The organism is Rhodococcus sp. P4_E4 (genome assembly GCF_056401575.1).
The window spans coordinates 1-21,338 of record NZ_JBFUJB010000022.1 but is presented as its reverse complement, the minus strand read 5'-3'; the positions used below and the strand labels follow the sequence as shown (position 1 = coordinate 21,338).

Annotated in this window: 24 protein-coding genes; 11 read left to right on the top strand and 13 right to left on the bottom strand. The window is 61.5% G+C overall.

Annotated features, from left to right (window positions below):
- Window positions 1–51: 51 nt before the first annotated feature.
- The gene (locus tag AC1DVN_RS23595) at window positions 52–489 is read left to right on the top strand and encodes an SRPBCC family protein (RefSeq protein WP_477994274.1); all 438 of its coding nucleotides are present in this window, start codon (window positions 52–54) and stop codon (window positions 487–489) included.
- A 19-nt stretch (window positions 490–508) separates the two neighbouring features.
- Here AC1DVN_RS23595 and AC1DVN_RS23590 read toward each other — a convergent pair whose 3' ends face one another.
- Both AC1DVN_RS23590 and AC1DVN_RS23585 read right to left on the bottom strand, forming a co-directional pair.
- Entirely contained in the window at window positions 509–976 is a 468-nt protein-coding gene (locus AC1DVN_RS23590) for a hypothetical protein (protein WP_477994273.1), read from the bottom strand.
- Between the two features lie 128 nt (window positions 977–1,104).
- The gene (locus AC1DVN_RS23585) at window positions 1,105–1,731 is read right to left on the bottom strand and encodes a class I SAM-dependent methyltransferase (protein ID WP_477994272.1); all 627 of its coding nucleotides are present in this window, start codon (window positions 1,729–1,731) and stop codon (window positions 1,105–1,107) included.
- A 108-nt stretch (window positions 1,732–1,839) separates the two neighbouring features.
- Between AC1DVN_RS23585 and AC1DVN_RS23580 the strand changes: the two genes are divergently transcribed.
- Window positions 1,840–2,085, top strand: a complete 246-nt coding sequence (locus AC1DVN_RS23580) for a DUF3253 domain-containing protein (protein ID WP_046379624.1) — start codon at window positions 1,840–1,842, stop codon at window positions 2,083–2,085.
- Window positions 2,086–2,127: 42 nt separating this feature from the next.
- Here the strand turns inward: AC1DVN_RS23580 and AC1DVN_RS23575 are convergent, their stop codons facing one another.
- The 5 genes from AC1DVN_RS23575 to AC1DVN_RS23555 all read right to left on the bottom strand — a co-directional run bounded on the left by AC1DVN_RS23575 (window position 2,128) and on the right by AC1DVN_RS23555 (window position 6,971).
- Window positions 2,128–3,039 carry an NmrA family NAD(P)-binding protein gene (locus tag AC1DVN_RS23575; protein ID WP_223257863.1) on the bottom strand — a complete coding sequence of 304 codons (912 nt, stop codon included), beginning with the start codon at window positions 3,037–3,039 and terminating at the stop codon, window positions 2,128–2,130.
- A 10-nt stretch (window positions 3,040–3,049) separates the two neighbouring features.
- Window positions 3,050–3,433, bottom strand: coding sequence for a hypothetical protein (locus AC1DVN_RS23570; RefSeq protein WP_223257864.1), 384 nt, complete (start codon window positions 3,431–3,433; stop codon window positions 3,050–3,052).
- Window positions 3,434–3,671: 238 nt separating this feature from the next.
- Complete coding sequence (locus AC1DVN_RS23565; protein ID WP_003943230.1) at window positions 3,672–4,190, bottom strand: MarR family winged helix-turn-helix transcriptional regulator; 519 nt, start codon at window positions 4,188–4,190, stop codon at window positions 3,672–3,674.
- 54 nt (window positions 4,191–4,244) lie between these two features.
- Window positions 4,245–5,705, bottom strand: coding sequence for an amidase (locus AC1DVN_RS23560; protein ID WP_477994271.1), 1,461 nt, complete (start codon window positions 5,703–5,705; stop codon window positions 4,245–4,247).
- Window positions 5,706–5,744: 39 nt separating this feature from the next.
- Window positions 5,745–6,971 (bottom strand): MFS transporter, encoded by a 1,227-nt coding sequence (locus tag AC1DVN_RS23555; protein WP_069145310.1) that lies wholly within the window; start codon window positions 6,969–6,971, stop codon window positions 5,745–5,747.
- A gap of 119 nt (window positions 6,972–7,090) precedes the next feature.
- Here AC1DVN_RS23555 and AC1DVN_RS23550 point away from each other — a divergent pair, with 119 nt between their 5' ends.
- Both AC1DVN_RS23550 and AC1DVN_RS23545 read left to right on the top strand, forming a co-directional pair.
- Complete coding sequence (locus tag AC1DVN_RS23550; protein WP_477994270.1) at window positions 7,091–7,990, top strand: LysR family transcriptional regulator; 900 nt, start codon at window positions 7,091–7,093, stop codon at window positions 7,988–7,990.
- A gap of 68 nt (window positions 7,991–8,058) precedes the next feature.
- Entirely contained in the window at window positions 8,059–8,547 is a 489-nt protein-coding gene (locus tag AC1DVN_RS23545; RefSeq protein ID WP_408989010.1) for a hypothetical protein, read from the top strand.
- Between the two features lie 64 nt (window positions 8,548–8,611).
- Here the strand turns inward: AC1DVN_RS23545 and AC1DVN_RS23540 are convergent, their stop codons facing one another.
- From AC1DVN_RS23540 to AC1DVN_RS23530, 3 genes are all read right to left on the bottom strand, one after another.
- Window positions 8,612–9,472 (bottom strand): alpha/beta hydrolase family protein, encoded by an 861-nt coding sequence (locus AC1DVN_RS23540; RefSeq protein ID WP_477994269.1) that lies wholly within the window; start codon window positions 9,470–9,472, stop codon window positions 8,612–8,614.
- 184 nt (window positions 9,473–9,656) lie between these two features.
- Window positions 9,657–10,583, bottom strand: a complete 927-nt coding sequence (locus AC1DVN_RS23535; RefSeq protein ID WP_182261877.1) for a LysR family transcriptional regulator — start codon at window positions 10,581–10,583, stop codon at window positions 9,657–9,659.
- The gene (locus tag AC1DVN_RS23530) at window positions 10,580–11,470 is read right to left on the bottom strand and encodes a LysR family transcriptional regulator (protein WP_428691974.1); all 891 of its coding nucleotides are present in this window, start codon (window positions 11,468–11,470) and stop codon (window positions 10,580–10,582) included. Before AC1DVN_RS23530 ends, AC1DVN_RS23535 begins: the two co-directional genes overlap by 4 nt.
- 233 nt (window positions 11,471–11,703) lie before the next feature.
- On the opposite strand from AC1DVN_RS23530, the gene AC1DVN_RS23525 reads away from it, so the two are divergent.
- The 6 genes from AC1DVN_RS23525 to AC1DVN_RS23500 all read left to right on the top strand — a co-directional run bounded on the left by AC1DVN_RS23525 (window position 11,704) and on the right by AC1DVN_RS23500 (window position 17,753).
- Window positions 11,704–12,576 (top strand): ABC transporter permease, encoded by an 873-nt coding sequence (locus tag AC1DVN_RS23525; RefSeq protein WP_020909703.1) that lies wholly within the window; start codon window positions 11,704–11,706, stop codon window positions 12,574–12,576.
- An 11-nt stretch (window positions 12,577–12,587) separates the two neighbouring features.
- Window positions 12,588–13,361, top strand: a complete 774-nt coding sequence (locus tag AC1DVN_RS23520) for an ABC transporter ATP-binding protein (protein WP_020971337.1) — start codon at window positions 12,588–12,590, stop codon at window positions 13,359–13,361.
- A gap of 90 nt (window positions 13,362–13,451) precedes the next feature.
- Window positions 13,452–14,408, top strand: a complete 957-nt coding sequence (locus AC1DVN_RS23515) for an ABC transporter substrate-binding protein (protein ID WP_477994268.1) — start codon at window positions 13,452–13,454, stop codon at window positions 14,406–14,408.
- Between the two features lie 50 nt (window positions 14,409–14,458).
- The gene (locus AC1DVN_RS23510; protein WP_019746017.1) at window positions 14,459–15,556 is read left to right on the top strand and encodes a hypothetical protein; all 1,098 of its coding nucleotides are present in this window, start codon (window positions 14,459–14,461) and stop codon (window positions 15,554–15,556) included.
- Complete coding sequence (locus AC1DVN_RS23505) at window positions 15,553–16,689, top strand: CaiB/BaiF CoA transferase family protein (RefSeq protein WP_070795428.1); 1,137 nt, start codon at window positions 15,553–15,555, stop codon at window positions 16,687–16,689. The genes AC1DVN_RS23510 and AC1DVN_RS23505 overlap by 4 nt, the downstream gene beginning before the upstream one ends.
- Window positions 16,690–16,769: 80 nt before the next feature.
- The gene (locus AC1DVN_RS23500; RefSeq protein WP_092765668.1) at window positions 16,770–17,753 is read left to right on the top strand and encodes an NAD(P)H-dependent flavin oxidoreductase; all 984 of its coding nucleotides are present in this window, start codon (window positions 16,770–16,772) and stop codon (window positions 17,751–17,753) included.
- Here AC1DVN_RS23500 and AC1DVN_RS23495 read toward each other — a convergent pair whose 3' ends face one another.
- Complete coding sequence (locus AC1DVN_RS23495) at window positions 17,754–18,050, bottom strand: hypothetical protein (protein WP_070795426.1); 297 nt, start codon at window positions 18,048–18,050, stop codon at window positions 17,754–17,756. It lies immediately after the preceding gene.
- Between the two features lie 120 nt (window positions 18,051–18,170).
- Window positions 18,171–18,806 carry an isochorismatase family protein gene (locus tag AC1DVN_RS23490; RefSeq protein WP_192804721.1) on the bottom strand — a complete coding sequence of 212 codons (636 nt, stop codon included), beginning with the start codon at window positions 18,804–18,806 and terminating at the stop codon, window positions 18,171–18,173.
- A gap of 149 nt (window positions 18,807–18,955) precedes the next feature.
- Here AC1DVN_RS23490 and AC1DVN_RS23485 point away from each other — a divergent pair, with 149 nt between their 5' ends.
- The gene (locus AC1DVN_RS23485; protein WP_092765666.1) at window positions 18,956–19,969 is read left to right on the top strand and encodes a GlxA family transcriptional regulator; all 1,014 of its coding nucleotides are present in this window, start codon (window positions 18,956–18,958) and stop codon (window positions 19,967–19,969) included.
- A gap of 562 nt (window positions 19,970–20,531) precedes the next feature.
- Here the strand turns inward: AC1DVN_RS23485 and AC1DVN_RS23480 are convergent.
- Window positions 20,532–21,338 (bottom strand): Mce/MlaD family protein (locus AC1DVN_RS23480; protein ID WP_477994267.1); only part of this gene is annotated, 807 nt, incomplete at its 5' end.

The window sequence follows — 21,338 nt, the reverse complement described above, 5'->3', positions numbered from 1 at the left end:
GAACTCTCACCGCGGCACTACCGCCGAAAAATGAACCGAAAGGCCCACCGCATGGTTGACGTCACCCGCAAATTCACCGCCGAGGTACCGATCGAAAAGGCTGCGGCGTTTCTCCGCGACTTCGCCAATGCGCCGACGTGGGATCCGGGCACCGAGAGCTGCACGCAGATCTCCGACGGTCCTGTCGGCGTCGGAACCCAGTGGCACAACGTGTCCAAGCTGTTCGGCGTCACCACGGAACTGACGTACACGCTGGTGACCGACGAGCTGAATCACGTTGTTCTCGAAGGAAAGAACAAGACTGCCACCAGTACCGACGACATCACCTTGACTTCGGTGGGTCCGAACTCGACCGAGATCGAATATCACGCGAACGTCGAGTTCAACGGTGCCGCCAAGATAGCGTCGCCTCTCCTGAAGGCGGGATTCGAAGCCAAAGTGGCACCAGAGACGGTGAAGAAGATGACGGTAGCCCTCGAAGCGCTCTGACAAGCCCGTCAGGTTCTTGTCACTGTGTGTTGCCGCCGCTCGCGCCACCGTTGCGAGTTTCGATGGCATCGATGGACTTCGTGAACGACTTTCCCAGCACTTGGGTGCCGACGAGTCCGAGTACCGACGCCAGGAGCTTTCCCTTGAGGTTCTTGCCGTCCCGGACCACGACGGCGTCGACATCGGTCAGACCCGTTGGCTGCCGGGTCAGCGTGTAGGTATGGCTCGACGCCCCGCCCCACAGGTTGGAGTCGGTGGTTGTCATCACGACGCAGTGCGGGTCGGTCCAGTCGTAGTGCAGACGCTCCCAGATACCACTGGAGCCCTCGGTGACATCAGCATCGTGGGGTCCTTGTTGGTGCACTTTCAGGTAGCTGTCCGCACTGCGGCCGAAGATTTCCTCACGGCCCGGGCCGAAGTCGGTCAGGCCGGCAAGGACCTGTTCGGGCGTCGCAGTGGTCGTCTTGTGAAGATGGATCGTGGTCATGGCGCCTTCTTTCAACTGTGGATGATCCGGTGCTGAAAAAGCCGGGGAGTGACTCATCCAGCACACCACTCACACGAAATGAATGAAAGAGAATTGCTCGCCCCGTCTCGATCCGCTGTCTCGATCCGCTATTCGACGCCGCGCCGGCTGGCAGTGATTGCGCCGTGCGGCCTGTAACCGCTCCCCGTCCGGGTATGGGTCTCGATCACGTCGAAACCCGCTGTGACCAGCACCTCGGCAAGTTCGGTCACCGGCCATCGATAACCAGTCGTCGCGGCGTGATCAAAAGGCTCTACCGTTGCGCCTTCGAAGAAGCCGACTAACAATCCACCGCCTGGGCGGATCACGCGCGCGAATTCAGCGAGCGGTGCCTCGATATCTTGCGGGTGATGGTGAATGAGCGAGTACCAGGACAGCACGCCGCCCAGTGAATTCGTTCTCGCGTCCAATGCCTCGAAGCCCCCGACCTCGAAGGAAAGATCCGGGTATTGGTTGCGTGCTCGTTCGACGAACTCAGGCACGAGATCGATCCCGCTCACAGCCAGCCCGCTCTGGGCCAGGAAGTCTGTCCACTGCCCCGGCCCGCACCCGGCGTCGAGCACTGGGCCGGTCAAAGTGGCAGCCCAGCTGGTCACCAGGGCCCGATCAGATGCGTGCGTCGAATCCATCGAACCGAAGAGGTCCGCGTACTCCTGGGATCTGGCCGAATACGAGTTTCGGACTACGTCGCGGCGCGTTGCACTCGAATTCTCCACGCCGTCAATAATTATCGATGTGCACCATTCCTTCGCCACAACTCGCCGAACCGAAGGTTCATACTCTGTTGAAGGCCTACGGTCACGACCGGAAACTGAGGTCACACGGTGGAAGAGAAAGAACTGGCGGCGAAGATCCGCGAACTACTCAGTGCCCGATCGGCCGAGTCGAGCATCTGCCCCTCCGACGTGGCCCGCGCAGCGGCACCCGACAATTGGCGTCCGCTGATGGACCCCGTCCGAGAGGCTGCCCGCCACATGGTGGCCGACGGCGAAGTACAGATCACCCAGGGCGGCGAAGTCGTCGACCCGGAATCCGTACGAGGTCCGATCAGGATTCGGTGGGCTCGTTGATCAACCGCGTGACTTCTGGCGGCACTGCTCTCGCAGCGTGAATCAGCGGAAACGGTCCAGATGCTCACGCAGGAACGCATCCAGGCTTCGTGGCTCACGCCCCAGGACACGTGCCACCGTGTCGGTGGGTGACTCCGGGCGCGAGACGGCAAGTTGCTGGATCTCCAGAATGTGCTCGGCCAGCCACGGAGGCATGTGGGCATGATCGACGAGGTTTTGCCGCAGTTCGTGCGGTGCCAGGTCGATATATTGGACGGGGCGATCGAGCATGCGGGTCAGAGAATCGGCGATGCCGCCGTAGCCGACTGCCTCGCTACCCGTCAGGACGTAGGTACCGCCGGCGAGGTCGGCGCGTGTGAGCACGGCCGCGGCGACGTCACCGATATCTCGGCAGTCGATCCAGTTGCACGGCGCGTCCCGCATCGCGCCCAGAATCACCCCTTGCGCAGCCACCGCCGGAGCCAGGAGCAACAGATTCTGCATGAACGCATAGGGGCGGAGCAGAGTGTGGCGGATCCCGGATGCGCGCAGGTGTTCGCCGACGGCATGGTGGCCGCGGGAGAGAGCGATAGGGGAGTCGGCCGCGGCGGCGGGATCGGAGATCTTGACGATGTGTTCGACGCCGCTCTCGGCGGCTATGTCGATCACACGCGTTTCGAGCTCGACCTGTTCGAGTCCGTTGGCCATGGCGAGGAAAAGTTGTTCAGCCCCTTCGAAAGCAGTGCGTAGCGAAGTTGAGTCTGCGGCATCGGCCCGCACTACTTCGACCAAACCGTCGGCCAAATCGCCGAGGTGGGCGCGCAGCCTGTCCGGGTCGCGGGACAGCGCTCGGCTCGGCACACCCGAGGATGCGAGACTGCGTAGCAACGCGCCGCCTGTGGTTCCGGACGCTCCCATGATGACGATCATCGTGTTCCTTTCGGTCTTCCCCGCGAAGCCGGGGATCTTTGACATGTGTTGTCTGTCAGGGATTCTGACGGCGCCATCGCCAGCTGACGATGACGGCAGCCACAGCGGCAGATATCGGTAGATCGAGTTGCAGGCGAGCAAGCCGAGCGGTGTCGACCACGCTCGTGTGAGCTGGTAGCCAACGGGAGGCGAACCACCCGACGAGACCAGCAATCACAGCGGCTCCGACGGCAAGAATTGCCGCCACCACGATGCGAGGCAGGGCCGTGGTCCACGGTCGTGACCTCCCGCGACGCCGCAGCCAGGAGCCGATCAGCAACGCCACCACTGCCGACGTGCCCGCGATGGACGTAAATGCCGCCGTCGTGAGGCCCGATTGGCCGGATGCGACTCCGCCAGCACCCGCCATCAGCGCAGGGGCAAGGTAGGCGACCAGCACCTCTCTCCACAGGGTGAAAGGTCGTGCGGCGCGACGATCGGCAACCGGGTCGAATCGWTTGGAATCGTTTATCTCCCTTTTGTTTTCGCGACGGATCKGCGGGGTGAGTCCGGACATGAAGGAGGCCAACTTTCCGTTTATAATTAGGTGGCTAACTATTTGGGCATGGAGAGAGAAGCCTCTGTCGAGAATTGGCGACGATTCGAATCGCTACACGAATGCCTGGAATCCCAGCCGACTACTCCGCAGTCAGCGCACCGATACCGCGAACGACCCGCGAGAGCAGATCCAGAAAAACCGCACGCTCGTCGACAGTGAGCTCGTCGACCATTTCCTCGAGACGAGCAAAGTGTTCGGGCGCCATGTCACGCAAACGCTGAGCGCCGCGAGCAGTCAGGACGACCACCGCACCACGCCCGTCCTCGGCCGACGGACGCCGAGCGACCAAACCCTCCTGCTCGAGGCCGTCGACCAGCCCGGTCACCGTGGCTCGCGAGACGCCGAGATCAGCGGCCAGTCGCGAGGGAGATTTCTCCCCGTCGTGGTCTTCCAGATCCGCAAGCAATCGGTAACGGCCGGTCGACAGTCCATACCTCGCGAAGTGGACCTCGGTTGCTCGACCGAGCCGCGCGCCCGCCGAAATCAGCCGCACCGCAACCAGCACCGCCTGCGGATCGGACCCGAGGCCGTAATGCTCCAACTGCCGCCGCGCCTGATCCAACGTGGGTGAGTCGTGATCGGTTCCGTCCACTGCCATGCAACTAATATGGCACCTAACTACATTCTGGTCAACCCTTCACCAGAGCAAGTCTCAAACGCCGAGCGATTCCTGCGGGGTCGCGAAGCAGTCTGGATGCTCATTCGGATACGGCAGGACCTTCTCGAGGGCGAGCCCTATCGCAAAGGCCGTGTGGTCGTCGTACGGCCGCGTGACTATCTGTGTACCGGTGGGGATTCCGTTCCGAGCGAAACCGGTGGGGATTGTCAGCACCGGGCAGCTGCTCAGGATGTTGAAGGTGATGGCCGGGACAGCCTCGAGGTAGAACTCCAATTCTGTTCCAGCCACATTGATTCCGTGCCCCACGTAGTCGTCGCCGGCAAGAAAGCCATCGGTCACCACTGCCGGAGTGATCAACGCGTCATAGGTGTCGAACAGGGATCCGATCGACGAATACAGTTCGGCTTCGATCGCGAGTCCGTCGAGGAAAGTCGCATCACCACGGGTGCGGCGTGCCCATCGGGCGAATTCCTGCGCGTACTCGGTGACCTTGTCGGGGTGCGCGGACGCTTCGGCGGAGATCGATGCACCGAACACGTGATCGTAGTGAATGGCGGCCGCACGCATGATTGCAGCGCGTGACAGGTCGACTTCGATGATCTCCGCGCGTGCGCCCAGCGCAGTGAGGGTGTCCACCAACTTGGCGGTGTTGGCGGCAACGTCCGGATCAACCGGCCAGTCACCCAACGCCGGGATCACGGCGATACGCATTCCTGTCAACGAATGCGTATCGAGGCCGGGCAGCGGTGATGCCGGCACATGCGAGGCAATGTCAGTGGAGGTCGGTCCCGCGATGACCGACTGCAGTGTGAGGCAGTCACTTACGGTGCGAGCCATCGGACCGCAGTGGCAGTAGCGATCGAGATTGAAGGGCGGATCGACGGGGACACGGCCGTGCGGTGGCTTGAACCCGACAATTCCGTTGAGTGACGACGGAGTTCGGATCGATCCTGCAACATCGGAACCGGTAGCCAAGTGCGTCATACCGGTGGCAAGTGCGACTGCCGATCCACCGGAAGACCCGCCGGAGGAGTATTTCGTGTTCCACGGATTGCGAGTGACGCCCCACAACTCGGACTGTGTGAACGCGGCCGAGGAGAATTCCGGGGCCGTCGATCGCGCGTGGACAATGGCACCGGCGTCGACGATCCGCTGCACGAAAGTCGAAGTGTGGGTGGCGATCAAGTCCTCATAGACCTTGGACCCTTGAGTCCACGGTTGGCCTTGTACCGGTTCATCCTCTTTCACCACAACCGGAACACCGGCGAGCGGAAGGCTGACATCCGAACCGCGGGCGTAGTGGCGTTCCGCTGACTTCGCTTGTACCCGTGCAGTATCGAAGAAATTGTGTCCCACTGCATTCAAGGTCGGGTTGAGCGCCTCGATACGTTCGATGGTGGACTCGAGCACCTCCACCGGAGACAGCGATTTGTCCCGGTAGCGTTCGAGCATCTCGGTCACATCCATGAATGTCGAAACGGGTGCCTGGCGCATATCTGTTGTCCTGCCTCTATGAAGGTTTTGTGTCGGCGGCTAGGTTGTCAGTTCGTGCTTTGCAACGACGGGATTGCGGAATGTGGCGAGCAGCATTGCGAGAGTGGCGATTCCCGCGGCTATCCAGAAGACCGTTTCGGAACCGGAGTGGTCATGAATGCGTCCACCCGCGAACGCGCCGAGGGCGATGCTTGCATTGAAGACTGCAACCCACAGAGCCGCAGCGGCCTCTCGGTGAACGGGGGCTGCTTGTGCGATCCATGTTTGAGTACTCACCGATACACCACCGTAGAAGAGGCCCCAAGCCGCCATGAGCAGAGCAGCTGTGATCAAGGTAGTAGCCGAGATCGGGAACAGGGCAAGGGTGATCGCTACTCCCGCGCTGAGGATGACGACCACAGTCTTCGGTGACTTGGTGGCAGATGGCCCGGCTATGAAGTTGCCGACAACGCCCAGAGCCCCGTAGATCAAGAGCATCGTGCCGATCTGCGCAGGGTGCAATCCTGCGAAGAGCTCCAGCCCCGGACGCACATAGGTGTACGCCGCGAAATGAGCGGTGACGATGAGCGCGGTAATCGCGATTCCGACCCGGACTCCCGGGTTCCGAAAAGCCGCCGCGAGACTCCCGAGCGACAAAGCTTGATCAGCTGGCATCACGGGTAGGACAGCGAACATGGCGAGCGCGATCAGCGTCGCGGCGCAGCTGAGAGTCCAGAATGCCACGCTCCACCCGGCCGCTGCTCCGATATACGTCCCCGCAGGGACACCGAGAACTGAGGCAACAGCGATTCCGCTGAAGATGATCGTGGTCGCCAACCCGACGGATCTGGAACCCACCAATTTGGGTGCCAGGCTAGCGGCGAGTGCCCAGACTCCGCCCATGCTCACACCGAGTAGGACGCGAGCACCAGCGAGCACAGCGAAGCTTGGTGCGAGAGCCGTGAGGGCGTTCGCCGCGGCGACTACAAACATCAGGACGATAAGCGTCGACCGACGATCGAAGCGCCGGGTCACGATGGGCACAAACGGGGCAGTGGCCGCTGCCACCAACCCGGTAATGGCCAGTGAGAGCCCGATGGTCCCTTCGCTTTCCACCAGGTCAGCACCGATCGGGGTGAGTAGCCCGACCGGCATCATCTCTGCCGCGACAACGATGAAGGTGGACGCTGCGATCAGGGCGACCGCAGCCCAGTGGTTCTCGATGGTGTGTGCGTGGGTTGAGGACGTGGGCGCGGGGCTGTTCTGCCCGGGCGCGGAATGTGGCATGTAACCAGAGAAGCTCCCGCACGCCCAAGGATCAACGGCGAATCGCTCATCCAACCATTAGCTCAATTCATCGATGAGCCATGATGGAGTGGTCGAATGAGTCGAAGGTCGGAGTGAAAATGTCGGAGCCTCCGATGCGTGAGATCGAGTGTTTCCTCGTTCTCGCTGAAGAACTGCACTTCGGTCGCACCGGCGAACGACTGTTCATCTCCCAGGGCCGAGTCAGTCAGCTGATCAGCGGGTTGGAGCGCCGTATCGGCACCAGCCTGGTGGCGCGCACCAGTCGCCGCGTACACCTGACTGAATTCGGCGCCGAATTTCTTGCGTCGTTGGCTCCCGCGCATCGTGCGCTTGTCGGAGTAATCGAGGACGCTCAGTCAAGAGCACGCAACATGCCGACGCCGCTTCGGGTGGGTTTCCAAGGAGCAATTTACGATTCGATCGCGGCTGCTGTCACTCGTTTCGAGATACAACATCCGCAAACTTGCGTGACCATCAAAGAATTACCCCTGGGTGATCCGTTCAGTGATGTACTCGCCGGGCGAATCGATGCGGCAGTGGCACTTCTCCCCGTAGATGAGCCCGAGCTGACGACCGGGCTCGTCTTTTCTCGACAGCCCCAGACCCTGGCCGTCTCAGTCCATCACCCGTTCAGTGAACTGGACGTGATCGACGCCGAGCAGTTGGCGCAGATCTGTCTCGTACCCATCACCGGCCCCGCCCCCGACTATTGGCAGCGTGTGAATTCCCCGAGCACGACGCCGGGCGGAGCCACGATTCCCACGCAGGGTGGGGCGAGCACCGTTCAGGAAGGCCTGTCGCAGGTCGCATTCAGTCAGGTCGGCCTCATCCTGTGCGCAGCAACCGCTACATACAGCCAGCGCTCGGACATCACATTCGTACCGATCAACGGATTACCCGAATCTGCTTTGGGCCTCGTGTGGCGTACCGATCTCGAAAGCCCACGACTCCGCGCTTTCGCGAAGGCGATCGAGGAAGCACACTCCTGCCCCGTCTGACGGTGATCAGCCAAGTCGCGGAAGGACTCCGGGACGTGGGGATGCACCGCGTGTGGGATGATCGCGCCATGTCTGCGATCACCGACTACTTCACCGCGCGCACGGATGAGCACGCCACCTCCGCCCTCGAGGGTCTCGTCGACTTGGAACCAGCGGTGATCGAGGCGAACGATGCCTCTCGCCCGCGGGTTCAGTTGGCTGCGGATGGGACTCCGGTTCTGCAGGCGAAAGGCGTCGATCCGGTTGTCGCGCTCGGCCGACTGGAAGCAGCCCTCACAGCTCGCCCCTACAACGAGGTCGCAAAAGGTCCACGCTGCGGGAAACTCGTCGCAATGAGCGACGACGGCGACACCCTCGTGCTCACGGTTACCGACGAATTACGCGATGCACTAGCGGAATTGAATGCTGAAGGTGTCGCCGCTGCTGCGGCGGCCTGGGCGATCGACGAGACCAGTGAACCGTCGGAGGACTCAGTGCCGTTCCTGACCGCCTTCGCCGAACTAGCGACCAGAGCTGTTGCTCAGGGCGAACGGATGTACGGCTACGTCGTCATCTGAGCTTCGCGACTCCGCCGACCTGATTGGAACGGCTGTTCGTCTTCGACAACTCCGGATCTGACCGTCACCCCGGGATCTGCAGGGCCAGATCGTTGCGGTCGAAGTCGGAGAACTGCTGGGTGTCAGTGCAGTATCCACAGCTCGCTCCGAAGAACTCGGTGCGGGCGTTCGGATCGTCGAGTAGCCAGTACCGCAGCCACGCCGTGCTCGGCCCGCGCATATCGCCACCGGTGATCGCCGTACCGAAGTGCGTGGCGCCGCGCAGTTCCAGATACTCGGCAGGCACGTGGTCTGCGTCCTCGTACATCGCGCGCACGATCGCCGGCCAAACGATTGCGTCGGCCTGGCCGGCCAGATAGAGAACGGGCTCGTCGATGAGATCGACATCATTGAGCGGGCCTGGCTGGATCGCGACGGCAGTGTCGACGCGGTCGTCGATCGCCGCGTTGATCGCCGCAGACCCGCCCTGCGAGTGCCCCACCGCACCAATGTGTTCCAGGTCGACTTTGCCGTAGAAGACATTCGACGGGCTGGCCGCCTTGTCTGCGATGAGATCGATTCCCGACCGCATGGTGATGGCGAAGTTGCTTGCCGGTGTATTGGCGGCGACCACGATGAATCCGTGACTGGCGTAGTGGCGCAACAAGGAGGTGTACGCACCGGGGAGCACACCGGTCCCGTTCCCCCAGATCACAACAGGGTGCTTCTCGCCGCGCGCGCCGAGCTGGCGCGGGTAGTACAGAGTGTGCACCAGCCCGATCGAGACATTCGGCGTGTACGGCCCTGCACTCGCCCAGTCGTGCCCGACGCTCGGGATGCCGGGCGTATCGGCAGCCGCTGTTCCGGTTGCGCCCGTGAGTCCTAGCGTCGCGCACAACGCAACCGTCGCTGCAGCATTCGCGAAATATTTCAGAGACTTTCGCATGAAGGTCAACCTTTCGAAGTTGATCCGGAGTGACGCGTATTACATATTTACGGCAAGGTGAACCGTCGGCTTTGTTCGAGGAAACGGACTATCCCAGAAGTGTTGTGTCTGTAGACAAAACAATCGTTCTCGGTGTATGAGCAGCCGCCGCGAATACGCAAAGTCCCAGAGAGATCGACTCCGCCTACAGCTTCCGCGCCGATTGCTCGGCACACAGCCGTAGGAAATGTTCGACGACCTGCGTGTTCTGGCCGTCCTTTGCCACGGCTGCGATCTTCCGTGGCGGCAGTTCGAGTATCTCGCCCACAGTGCAGCCGCGTTCGGATGCTCGCTCGGCACTGGAGAGTTCGAGGATGACAGCACCGATCCCTTCGTATGCGAAATCCGCGAAGGCATCGCGATGCTGTGACCTCATCACGAAGGCATGGTCGATTCGCGGTTCGATCGAACGCAGATGGCGATAGACATCGGAAGTTTCGAACCGCGGTGCGACGACCAAGCCGATACGCATGAGGTCGTCGCCGATGAATACCCCGTCGACCGGTGGCGGGGTGCCGGGCGGGCAGACAAGGCGCAACTTGTGGTCCGGAAGGCGCACCATTCGAGTCCCGGGAACGCCGGTGGGCGGCGACTCCATTATTGCCACGTCAGCGGTGCCGGCCATGACCGGGTGAAGCGCATCGGCCACAGATGACCCCGGCGGAACCGAGATGGTGATTCTCAGGTTCGGCACCTCCGTGCGCAGCGCTCCGAGCAGCACCGCTGTGGGATCGTCCGCAAGGCTCGCTGTCGTGGCAACACTGAGGTGGGGGACTGCTGACAGTAAGAACTCGCGCTCGACCACTAATCGGTCGAGCGCGGCCAGCGCTTCGCGTGCTGGATCGATGAGATTCCGTCCGCGCGCAGTCAGCGTCGCGCCGGCCCGGCCCCGATTGAAAAGCCGTCCTCCGACGCGTCTTTCGAGTCGCGCAATTGATTGAGAGACGCTCGATGTTCCTGTGAACTGGTTTGCCGCTGCTGCCGTGATACTGCCGTGTTCGACGACCGCGAGGAAGTCTTGTAGCTGCCGCGGATCGATTCGCGGGGGCGCGGACTCTCCGAAGTTGCTCATCCGGCGTTCCCCATTCCACCTTCGTCACCTAATCGGCTGGTCGTCTCGATAAACGCTTGTGCCGCAGGCGATGGCGTCGAACCGTGGAACATCCAGATATCACGAGTGAGCGGGGGCCGAGTACGACACAGCACCACACCTTCTCCGACTGTATCGGCGACAGATTCGGGAAGGAAGGCGACGCCGACTCCCGCGCGTACAAGTGGGATCATCGAGGCCACAGAGATAGTCTCCGCAACCACCGCCCCGTCCACAGTGCCTTCGCCCAGGCGTTCCGCCAACAGTCGCCGAGTGACATCGTCACGCGGGCTGGTGATCAATCCGATTCGCAACAGATCCGTCAACGCCGCTACCCCCTCGCCTTCACTTCGTGCGGCGGGCACCAGCGCAACGATTCGTTGCCGGCCGAGAAGGATACGTTCAACACCCTCGTCGAACACCTCGTCCACCCCGAGGCCGATATCAGCCTGACCCGAGGCGACCACCGTTCCGATTCCGTCGGTGTCGTTGCTGAGCATCGTCACCGCAACGTTGGGAAACTTGCTTTTGAACGCACCGAGGGCCGTGGCCGCCGGATCACGCGCCAATGTTCGCGGACATACGACCGTCAGCCGACCCCGCTGCACGACGTTCAATGGATGCAAAGCGTGATCCAAATCCCGGTATGCCCGAAGTACTTGGGCCGCCGGACCTGTGAGATCGCGCCCAGCGTCGGTCAGGGTGACTCCCCGCGAGCCACGGCGGACGAGCGTCAGGCCGCACTCTTTCTCCATTCTGGCCAGAGCCTCCGAGATTGTCGGCTGGCTGACCCCCAGTCCGCGAGCAGCAGCGGAAATGCTGCCCCGATCAGCAAGGGCGAGAAAGTATTCCAGATGACGCCGGTCCATTGGGATTCCCTTCTCATGGAAGTCCGCGTGCGCGCCCGATTCTGCGCCCGTCAGCCATAGGTAAACCCTATGGCATACCTCTCGAATGTGGCGTAGACGGGAAGAAGAATCCCGTGATCTGCTTCACATATGAACGCAGTGAGCAACAACCCGGGGAGCTTCGACCAGACGCACCCGTCTGCTTTTCTCGAGCACCTATCGCCGCCTGTGAGCACTACGGAGAAGGCGCCGAAATGACCGAAACCATCACCGCTAGTTCGCCATCCGGCGCTACGTCACCCCGTTCCGCGAGGCGGGCACGCTCTGAGCCGAAGCCCGCTCGACAGCGTCGATCCGGTACACGACGCACCATCGGGGTACGACTGGCCCAGGCCGCACTGCTTTTGGTCCTACTCGGAGCGTGGCAGCTCGTCGCATCGCAAGGTTGGATCGAGCCAGTTCTGGCCAAAACGCCAGGCGAGGCCTGGAACTACTTCACCGCAGCAGTGCAGTCGGGGGAGATTTCGACGAACTTGCGTGCCACGATGACTGCCGTCGTGATCGCGTGGATCCTCGCAAGCGCAGTCGGGGTGGCGGTAGGGCTCTCTCTCGGACTGCTTCCGACCCTCGAACGCATCATGAGTCCGTTTCTGGATGCGGCGAATGCCATGCCACGTCTTGCGCTGGCACCTCTGCTTATCGTCATCTTCGGGATCACGATGACGGCAAAGGTCGCTCTCGCGTTCACACTCGTATTCTTCATCGTCTGCTCGAGTGCACGAGCCGGTGTGAAGTCAGTTGACGACGAATGGCTCCGACTTTCCACTGTCCTGAATGCCAGTAAGACACAGGTGTTCTGGCACATTCTCCTCCCCGTCGCGACACCTGGCATTTTTGCCGGTCTTCGGTTGGGGCTGATCTATTCACTGCTTGGCGTCGTGGGTTCGGAACTGATCTCGTCACGGGACGGGCTGGGCCAGCTTGTGTCGATCTACTCGGCCCAGTTCCGGATGGAAGCGGTCTACGCGATCCTCATACTTCTCGCAATCGTCGCGGTCGTCCTCAACCAGGCCATGAACTTCGCCGAGCGCTACCTCCTTCGGTGGCAGCCCCCGGCTCGACGATGACAGGAATCATCATGGATACCAACGTGATTACACCCGCAGTCCAACTCGACGGACTGACGATATCCTTCCCCTCGCCCGACGGGTCGGCGAAAACTGTGGTCGATAATCTCGACCTCACAATCCCTCGCGGACAGTTCGTGAGCCTGGTCGGCAGGAGTGGTTGCGGCAAGACCACCCTGCTCAACGCGCTCGCTGGATTGGTGGACGCAACAGAAGGGAAGACCGAGGTCCTCGGCACAACGCCATTCGACGCTCGTTCTCGGATGGGCTTCATGATGGCCCGAGATGCGCTGTTCCCGTGGCGAACAGCGCAGAAGAACGTGGAGTACGGTCTCGAATTGAGGGGAGTACCCAAGGCGGAGAGACGAACTCAATCCGCGCGCTGGCTTGCGGCCGTTCAAATGTCCGAGGCGTCACGGCTGTGGACTTGGCAACTCTCCCAAGGGATGCGCCAGCGTGTCGCGTTGGCCCGAACGTGGGCTCTGGATCCGGACATCTTGTTGATGGACGAACCGTTTGCCGCCCTCGATGCGCAGACCCGAGTCGAAGTACAGCGAGAATTCCTCGAGCTTTGGCAATCCCAGGTAGGCCGGACGGTCATCTTCGTAACCCACGACCTCGGCGAAGCCATCTGTCTCTCCGACCGCGTTCTGCTGCTCGGGGCCGGCCGGGTGATCGACGACGTCAGCATTGACATCGAGCGCCCCCGCGAACTCGAAACCCTCACCGCCGAACCTCGATACATCGAAATCTTCAACCGGCTGCGTGGTCAGCTCGACCACTGATGTGCCCAGCCAACTCAGCTTGATTACTGATGTGCCCAGCCAACTCAGCTTGATTACTGATGCGCCCAGCCATCAAGGAACAGGAATCCCATGAAACTTCGACCTTTTGTCGGCACAGTCATTGCTGCGGCCCTACTGCTTTCCGCGTGTGGAGGGGGAGGGCGTCCGAACGACGGCAGCGTCGCCATCGGGGTCTACCCTGCGAGCGCTTTGTCCCTACCTGTCTACGTCGCCGTCCAACAAGGAATGTTCGACAAGGAAGGCCTCCACGTCGAGCTCATCGACGGAAAGAACGGGCCCGAACTCATCAGCGGTCTCATCGGCGGTACAACCGATCTCGCGGTCGGAGCACCCGGAACCGTCGTTCCGGCCATAGAGCAAGGGCAGAGTCTGCGGCCACTGTCCCCGTACGGGTCGATCGATCTTGCCATCGCCGTGACGAAAGACAGCGGCATCACCACCATCGAGGATTTGCCCGGCAAGCGGATCGCCATACCGTCACGTGGCGGCGCAGCCGAGCAATTCGTCAATCAGCTTCTCGCAGAACGAAACATCAACGCATCCACGGTGCAATTCATCGCAGCGGCACCCACCGCGAGTCAGATACCACTCGCACGAAAGGGCGACATAGATGCCGCCGTTCTCACCGCTGCCAGCCAGGCCGTATTCGATGCTCAAGGAATACCGATGACGGCGATTACAGAAGTAGACCCGGTGGCCTCTGACGGCGTGAGTTCATACGGCCTGGGCACGGTGCTCGTCACGACAGCCACATTCGCTGAATCCGATGCTGCTGCCCCCGTGTGTGCGGCGCTCGAGGCCGCAGCAGGGTGGATAGCCGATCCTGCAAACGAGCAAGCAGGAGCTCAACTTCTCACCGAGCGAATGAATGTTCCTGCTGACAAAGCCAACCAGGTGTGGGCTTCACAGAAGAGCCTCTGGCCTGTGCAGATTTCGGCCGACCGATGGACCCAGAACGTCAGATGGGTGAACAACCAGACCTCGGGCAAGTCCGACGCAGACGTTCCTTTCGACCCCCTCTGCTGACCAACGCCCCATACACAATCCAGTTCGTCTACTACGAAAGAGAAGAAACGATGACACAACTCGCTGACCAGTCAACACAATCCGAGTCCCAGCACGATCGCCGGCAGCTCACCGAGGCTTGGTCTGCAGTCACCGACAGCCTTGCGACATTCGGTTCGACAGCTGCCGCCACAGGATCGCCGCTGGACAGCGCCGAAGGCGTACGGCACGCACTTCGCCTGTTCGGATACCTCGCCGAGATGAATATCGAACGCCAAGACGTGCTCCGACCTGAACTCTTCACTCTGATGTCACCGATGCGAAAGTTCTGGGGAGACGGCATCGACGTCGACTACTGGACTGCGATGATCGACCCCAACGAGACATACCGTATTCACGGTAACCGTGGCACAGTGCCGTACGTCGCCGTCCTCGCCAATCGCGTCGGCGCGTCTGGGACCGACCGGGTCGCCGACAACATCGTCATCGACGACAAGGTGTGTGACGCGGACGGCAACTTCGAGATCTTCGTCGCACAAGAGCTGGAGGGGCGCAGCGGCATTCGGCTGGATGAGCGCTGCTTCGACGTTGTAGTGCGTGTGTATCACAAGACGCGTAACGCGGAGATCGATCCCGTTCTCCACATCGAGCGCCTCGGTCCGCCGCCTGGTGCACGCCCCGATCTCGACACGGCGTGGCTGGCCCAGCGCCTCACGAAACTTGCTCGTGGCATGGACGTGAGCCTTCGACGCAGTCTTCAGCTCATCGAAACACTCAGTCAGTCTCCCAACGAGATTCGCGTGACCTCGGAGCAACGAGGGTGGGGAGACTTCTACGGCACCAGCTCCAACCAATACATTGCCGGCTGGTGGTCACTGAAAGACGCTACTGCCGTGGATATTACATTCACTCTCCCGGACTGCACCTACTTCGGAGTGATGCTGTACAACCACTGGTTCGAGTCCTTCGAGTACCGCGACCACACCGTCAACCTCAACGACGCACACTTCGAGCGCAATGACGATGGAACCGTGACAATCCGAATCGGGGGAGCAGAAGGTGACAGAAATCGATTGAACCCCTGCAACCACACCGAAGGCATCCTGTTGGCGCGCTGCCTGGAGCCCGCTGAGGATGTCACTTCGCCTCATGTGGAGATCATTCGATGACCGACGAAGTAGACCTGCCGTTGGCAGGTGTCCGAGTAGTGGAGATCGGTCAACTGATCGCAATACCCAGCGCCGGGCAGCAGTTGTCCGATCTCGGCGCCGAGGTCATCAAGCTCGAGCCCCCTGGCGGTGAACCGGCCCGACAAATCGACGCCGATTACGCGCGCGGCATCTTCTACGGGTACAACCGTGGAAAGCGTTCAATCTGCCTCGACCTCAAAGACTCCGCCGATCTGCAGCGGGCTCGGGATCTGATCGCGTCGAGCGACATCTTGCTGCACAATCTGCGCCCGGGAACGCTTGATCGACTGGGATTCTCCTCTGCCGAACTCCAACGTCTGCGACCGGAAATCATCAGCGTATCGGTGAGCGGGTACGGGGCGGAGGGCCCGTCCTCCACCCGCGCCGGGCTCGACATCGCTGCGCAAGCAGAGAGCGGACTGATGTCGGTGACGGGTGAGGCGGAGGGCCCGCCACAGCGTGTGGGCGCACCGGTCATAGATCATGCAACGAGCTACGTCGTCGCCCAAGCGGTACTGGCAGCGCTACTGCGGCGCGATCGCACCGGCAAGGGCTCCTCCGTCCGAGTTTCCCTGCTCGACGTCGCAATCCACTTGCAGACCGCCAACTGGATCGAGTGGCAAGTGTCTGGAAAGGCTATGAGCCGCAAAGGGAACGGACAACCTAGCGTCGCACCTGCCGCAGACGTCTTTCGTGCCGTCGACGGCGAGCTGGTGATCAGCGGCTACCAACCGCGAGCCTGGATTGAACTATGCAAGGCGATCGACTTACCAGAGTTGGCCGACGACCCGCGGTTTGCCACCAACACACTGCGCGTGGAAAACCGTGCAGACCTCGTCGCCACGATCGAGAAGCAACTGTGCCACCGCAGCGCCGCTGAGGCGGTAGAGCATCTCACCGCAGCCGGAGTGGTTGCCGCGCTTGTGCGTGACTACGACCAGGTAATCTGCGCCGACGATGTGATTGCGAACCGAACCTTCATCCCCGGCACCAACGAACGTGGCGAGCAATATTTGACGCCTGCCATGCCCTATCGCGCCGAACCGCCGATGGCACGAACTGAGCCCTCGCAAGTCCCGGCCTTGAACGAGTGGGCGTCGTCGATGGGCTGAATGCGTCACTCTGGCCGAAAATGGCTTGGCAACAACGTAGCTGACAAACCGATATCCATGCATCATCGAGGAGATGTCCAGTGCTGACAACCGCATTTACCGAGACGTTCGGAGTTCGTCACCCCATCGTCCAGGGCGGCATGCAGTGGGTGGGGAGAGCAGAACTCGTAGCGGCAGTTGCAAACGCCGGCGCGCTCGGCATGCTCACTGCTCTGACACAGCCGACGCCTTACGATCTTGCCCGAGAAATATCCCGAACGCGCGAGCTCACCGATCAACCTTTCGGGGTCAACCTCACCATCCTCCCGACGATCACACCTCCGCCCTACGATGAGTATCGCAATGTGATCATCGACTGCGAAGTAAAAGTCGTCGAGACAGCCGGCTCCTCTCCCGCACCGTATCTGCCGCACTTTCACGCCGCCGGCATCAAGGTTCTCCACAAGTGCACCAGCGTCCGCCACGCGGTCAAAGCCCAGGCCCTCGGCGTCGACGGCATCAGCATCGACGGGTTCGAATGCGCCGGGCATCCAGGAGAAGACGACGTACCTGGTCTCGTTCTCATCGCTGCAGCAGCAGAGCGGATCAGCATTCCCATGATCGCATCCGGTGGATTTGCCGATGCGCGAGGATTAGTGGCCGCCCTGGCGCTTGGCGCCGACGGCATCAACATGGGCACTCGGTTCATGTGTACCGAGGAGTCTCCGATTCACCGCAACATCAAAGAGGCGATAGTTGCTGCCTCCGAGGTGGACACCGAGCTGATTTTCAGGTCACTGCGCAATACCGCTCGCGTAGCACGTAACAGCATCAGCCAAGAAGTTGTCGAAATTCTCTCCAGTGGTGGCAAATTCGAAGACGTTCGACATCTTGTTGCCGGTGCGCGGGGCCGAGCGGTGTTCGACAGCGGCGACCCCGAGGCTGGCATCTGGACGGCTGGCACTGTGCAAGGATTGATTCACGACATCCCCACAGTGGGTGAATTGGTGGAACGTATTGTCGCAGAGTCCGAAGCACTAATTGCCGGACGGCTTGCCGGCCTCCTGGATCCTGTCAGCGCCTGACTACGTCCCGAACCCGCTGAGCGCTACCGTCGGCCAGTCCTTCGCGCATGATCGCTGCCGTTGCGCTCGCCGACCCGCCCGCCGCCGTACCTCGTCGTCGATGCGTCGTGCGGTGACGGTGAGCTCTTCCGGATCGCCTCGCGGCTTGTCATCGCGCTCGATCGTTTCGGGTGCATCCGGACGATCATTGACGTCAGGACGAGGAAAGCGCAGGGCGGAGCCGACGAGACGAATGTTTCGAGCTTCTGCCCATCCGGCGCCCCGAGGAAGTAGCTCACGGCCCGCCGGCGCCGACATCCGCGTTCAAAGGACCTATCGTCCTTCAAGTTTCGCGGCATCCAAGGTGTCGATGAGAGTTCGGTCTGCACCGGCAGGGATTAAGGCGTCCCGAATCTATTGCGGGCCTGCAGCATTGCATCAACTGAGGGCCGCCTCGCGTCCTTGGATGGCTGAGACGACAAGATTGCTCTTGGGCAAACTCGTTCCGGAATCTACGGCGTCGACCCATGCGCTTGTTGTTGCGACGGCAGCGAAGTTCGAATGCAAAAGAATCATGAGGGTCTCGTGCAGGGACTGCGCCGATACCTGACCTGCTTCGTTGGCCAGATGGATCGCACCGCTGGCATCTGACAAAATCTCGGCGGCGAACCCGAGAGCTTCCGCTTCCACGGCGGTGCCGAGGTCGCAATTGTTGGTCATGTACCCGACGATCGTGATGGTGTCGATGTCTTTCGCGTGCAGCCAATCGGCTGTATCGGTGCCGGCGAAGACGCTCGCGTACTGCTTGTGGATGCGCTTGGTTTCCGGATCGATGTGATCCTCGAGCGCTGGGTGAAGTGACCATCCGGGCGTACCTTCGACAAAGACCGGGGCGCCCTCGGGCATCCGATGTTGCACGACGACGACGGGAAGGTCATTCGCGCGAGCGACCTTGACGGCGCTGAGGATGTTGGCCAATGACTCCTCACGCGGTGGGTACTGGATCTGCAGTGGACCGTCGAAGTATTCCCGCTGTACGTCGACGACGATAAGGGCACGGCGAGGTGTAGGCACTTTCATCACTCCTGGAAGGTCGGTCGGGTTCGGTTTCGTATCGGCGATCCTGACGGTCGTCTTCCATTGTTCGGTAGGTGTCTATGCATCCGTGAGTGGCACGGGTGCATACTTTCGATGACTTTGCGCCATGATGTGGAAGAGACCAAATGCGAATCGCCCTCTATGCGTTCGACAGCATCACGATGTTTCATCTCGCAGCGCCGTTGATGGTGTTCGGTGAGGTGGGCAGGCTCGGGCTCGCACCTGACTGGGAAACCAGGTTGTGGTCCGATCGCGCGGGCGCGGTTCGGACCGTCGAGGGATACTCGGTCGGCGATGTGGCGGGACCGCGGACACTCGATTGGGCCGACATCGTGATCATCCCTTCCTGGCCGCTACCACTTTCACCGATCAGCGAGTCATTGCGAGCCAAGCTGTGCCGGGCGCACGCTCGCGGCACCCCGATCGTGGGGTTGTGTCTCGGCGCTTTTGCCGTCGCCGACGCCGGACTCCTCCATGGTCGCTCGGCCGTCACGCACTGGGAGATGATGCCCGCGCTCGCCAAAAACCATCCAAGTATCCGCTTGGACGAGTCGGTGCTCTATATCGACCACGGCGACGTGATGACGTCCGCGGGGACGGTGTCGTCGGTCGATGCTTGTCTGCACCTTGTGCGCAAGCACCTCGGATCCGCAGTTGCCACCCGCGTGGCGAGAAACCTGGTCGTCGCGCCGCATCGAGAGGGTGGTCAGGCCCAGTACATCGAGAGACCGCTTGCGGAACCTGCGGGCGACACAGCTGTTGCAGACGTGCTGGAATGGGCGCTCGGACGCCTGGACGAGCCGCTGTCTGTCGACCGCCTCGCAGGTCAGGCGCGGATGAGTCGACGAAACTTCATACGGCAGTTCCGTCTTGTCACGGGAACCACTCCGGCACGCTGGATTCTCCAGCAACGACTGAGCGAGGCGCGAGTTCTCCTGGAGACGACCGGTTGGAGCATTGACGCAATTGCGCTGGCGTGTGGGTTCGGAAGCACGGTGACCTTTCGACAGAACTTCACATCCGCGTTTGCGACCGCACCTTCCACCTACCGGAAGCAGTTCGCTGACCACTCCCACAACGATCGCGTCGGAGAAACCGCGACGTCCGTTGGTTCAGGAGGGCGCATACGGAGGGGATGATGCGCCGCGCGCCCTAGATACGACCGATTCGCTTGCCCTCACTATGTGAAGCAGCAGGCCAGTTCTCTGCCCTTAGCGAGCGGCCCGATCCAGCCACATACGTCGGGAGTACGTGTACTTGAACCGCTCTTGGACTAATACGAAGCCGGACGCCCGCCCAAAAATGCCTCGACGCTCTGTTCGAATTCCATCGCGCGTATCGCGTCGCTTCAATGTCACCAACGGGTGAGTTGACGCACGCACAGCTCTTTCCACTCGTACTGACGTTCTGGCGCGCGCTGCTAGACGATGCGGTGAACCCGGACGGGATCATGCACCTATCGGATTTCTCAAGCTTGGAGCACTGGCGAAGCATGTTGAGAGCGTGGGCGTCGCCCTAGTTTCGGTAGGAGTTTCTCGCATTCGCTTTGGCGATCCCGTGTTGACCGTTTGGCGTATCCCAGGATTGCCGTTTCGGGTTGTCCGGCATCGAGTGCGAGGTAGTCCACCGAGAGTTGAGCCCCGGGATGAGCGTCTGGCCGGCCCACTTCACCGTTGTCACCTCCCGAAGCTGGTGATCATCTCACTTCGGTGTCGCACCGAACGATGGTGCCAGTTGTGTGGCAATAGGGTTCAGGTTGAGCTTGTCCGGGTCCACCTTGGGCTTGTCGTCCCAAGGCTGGGGGGTATTCGGGTCCGCGAATACGACGCGGTTGGCGCTCCGAACCCCCGTTTCACTGCCTTGCGGCGCCAGGCAGCTGGCCGCGACGTTGACCGGGAAGTCCTGCTGAGTGTCGTCGAAGTTCGGGTCTTTGCGCTTCATCTCGTCGAGGATCGCCATAGTCCCTTCGTATCCGACCGTGCAGGGGAACGGCGCATTGGTCTCGAGGACAAGTCCCTGACGTTGAGACGGTCCGTCTGCCTCAATGGCGGACGGTATACCGGCGGCGAGGCCGGGCATGAAGATCAGAAGGGGTTGCAGTGCAATGGTTCGTGGCGTCAATGTTCGTGCTGTGGACGCAAGGTTGCTCAGGTCTGTCGTCAGACTCGGACCCCCGTCACGGACGAGAGCCCCGACCTGTTCGCTGGCCGGTATGCCGTTGTCGATCACGCGTCGGATGTCGGGGTCGCTGGTGCGCAATTGCGCAGCCAGTGCGTCGAGGTCGGTGCTGAACTGCTTGATCGCCGACGATTGATCGGACTGGGTCGTGAGTACCGTCTGGCTGTCGCGGATCAGTCCGAGGGTCTGGGGAAGAGTGTCGAGGCCCGACTGGGAAATCCCCGACAGCGAGTCGGCAAGTACCTGCAGATCTTCGCCCTTGCCGTTGAATGCCGCGCCGAGTTCCTTCGCGACGGTGTGGAGTGCGTCGACCGGAACGGAGTGCACCCC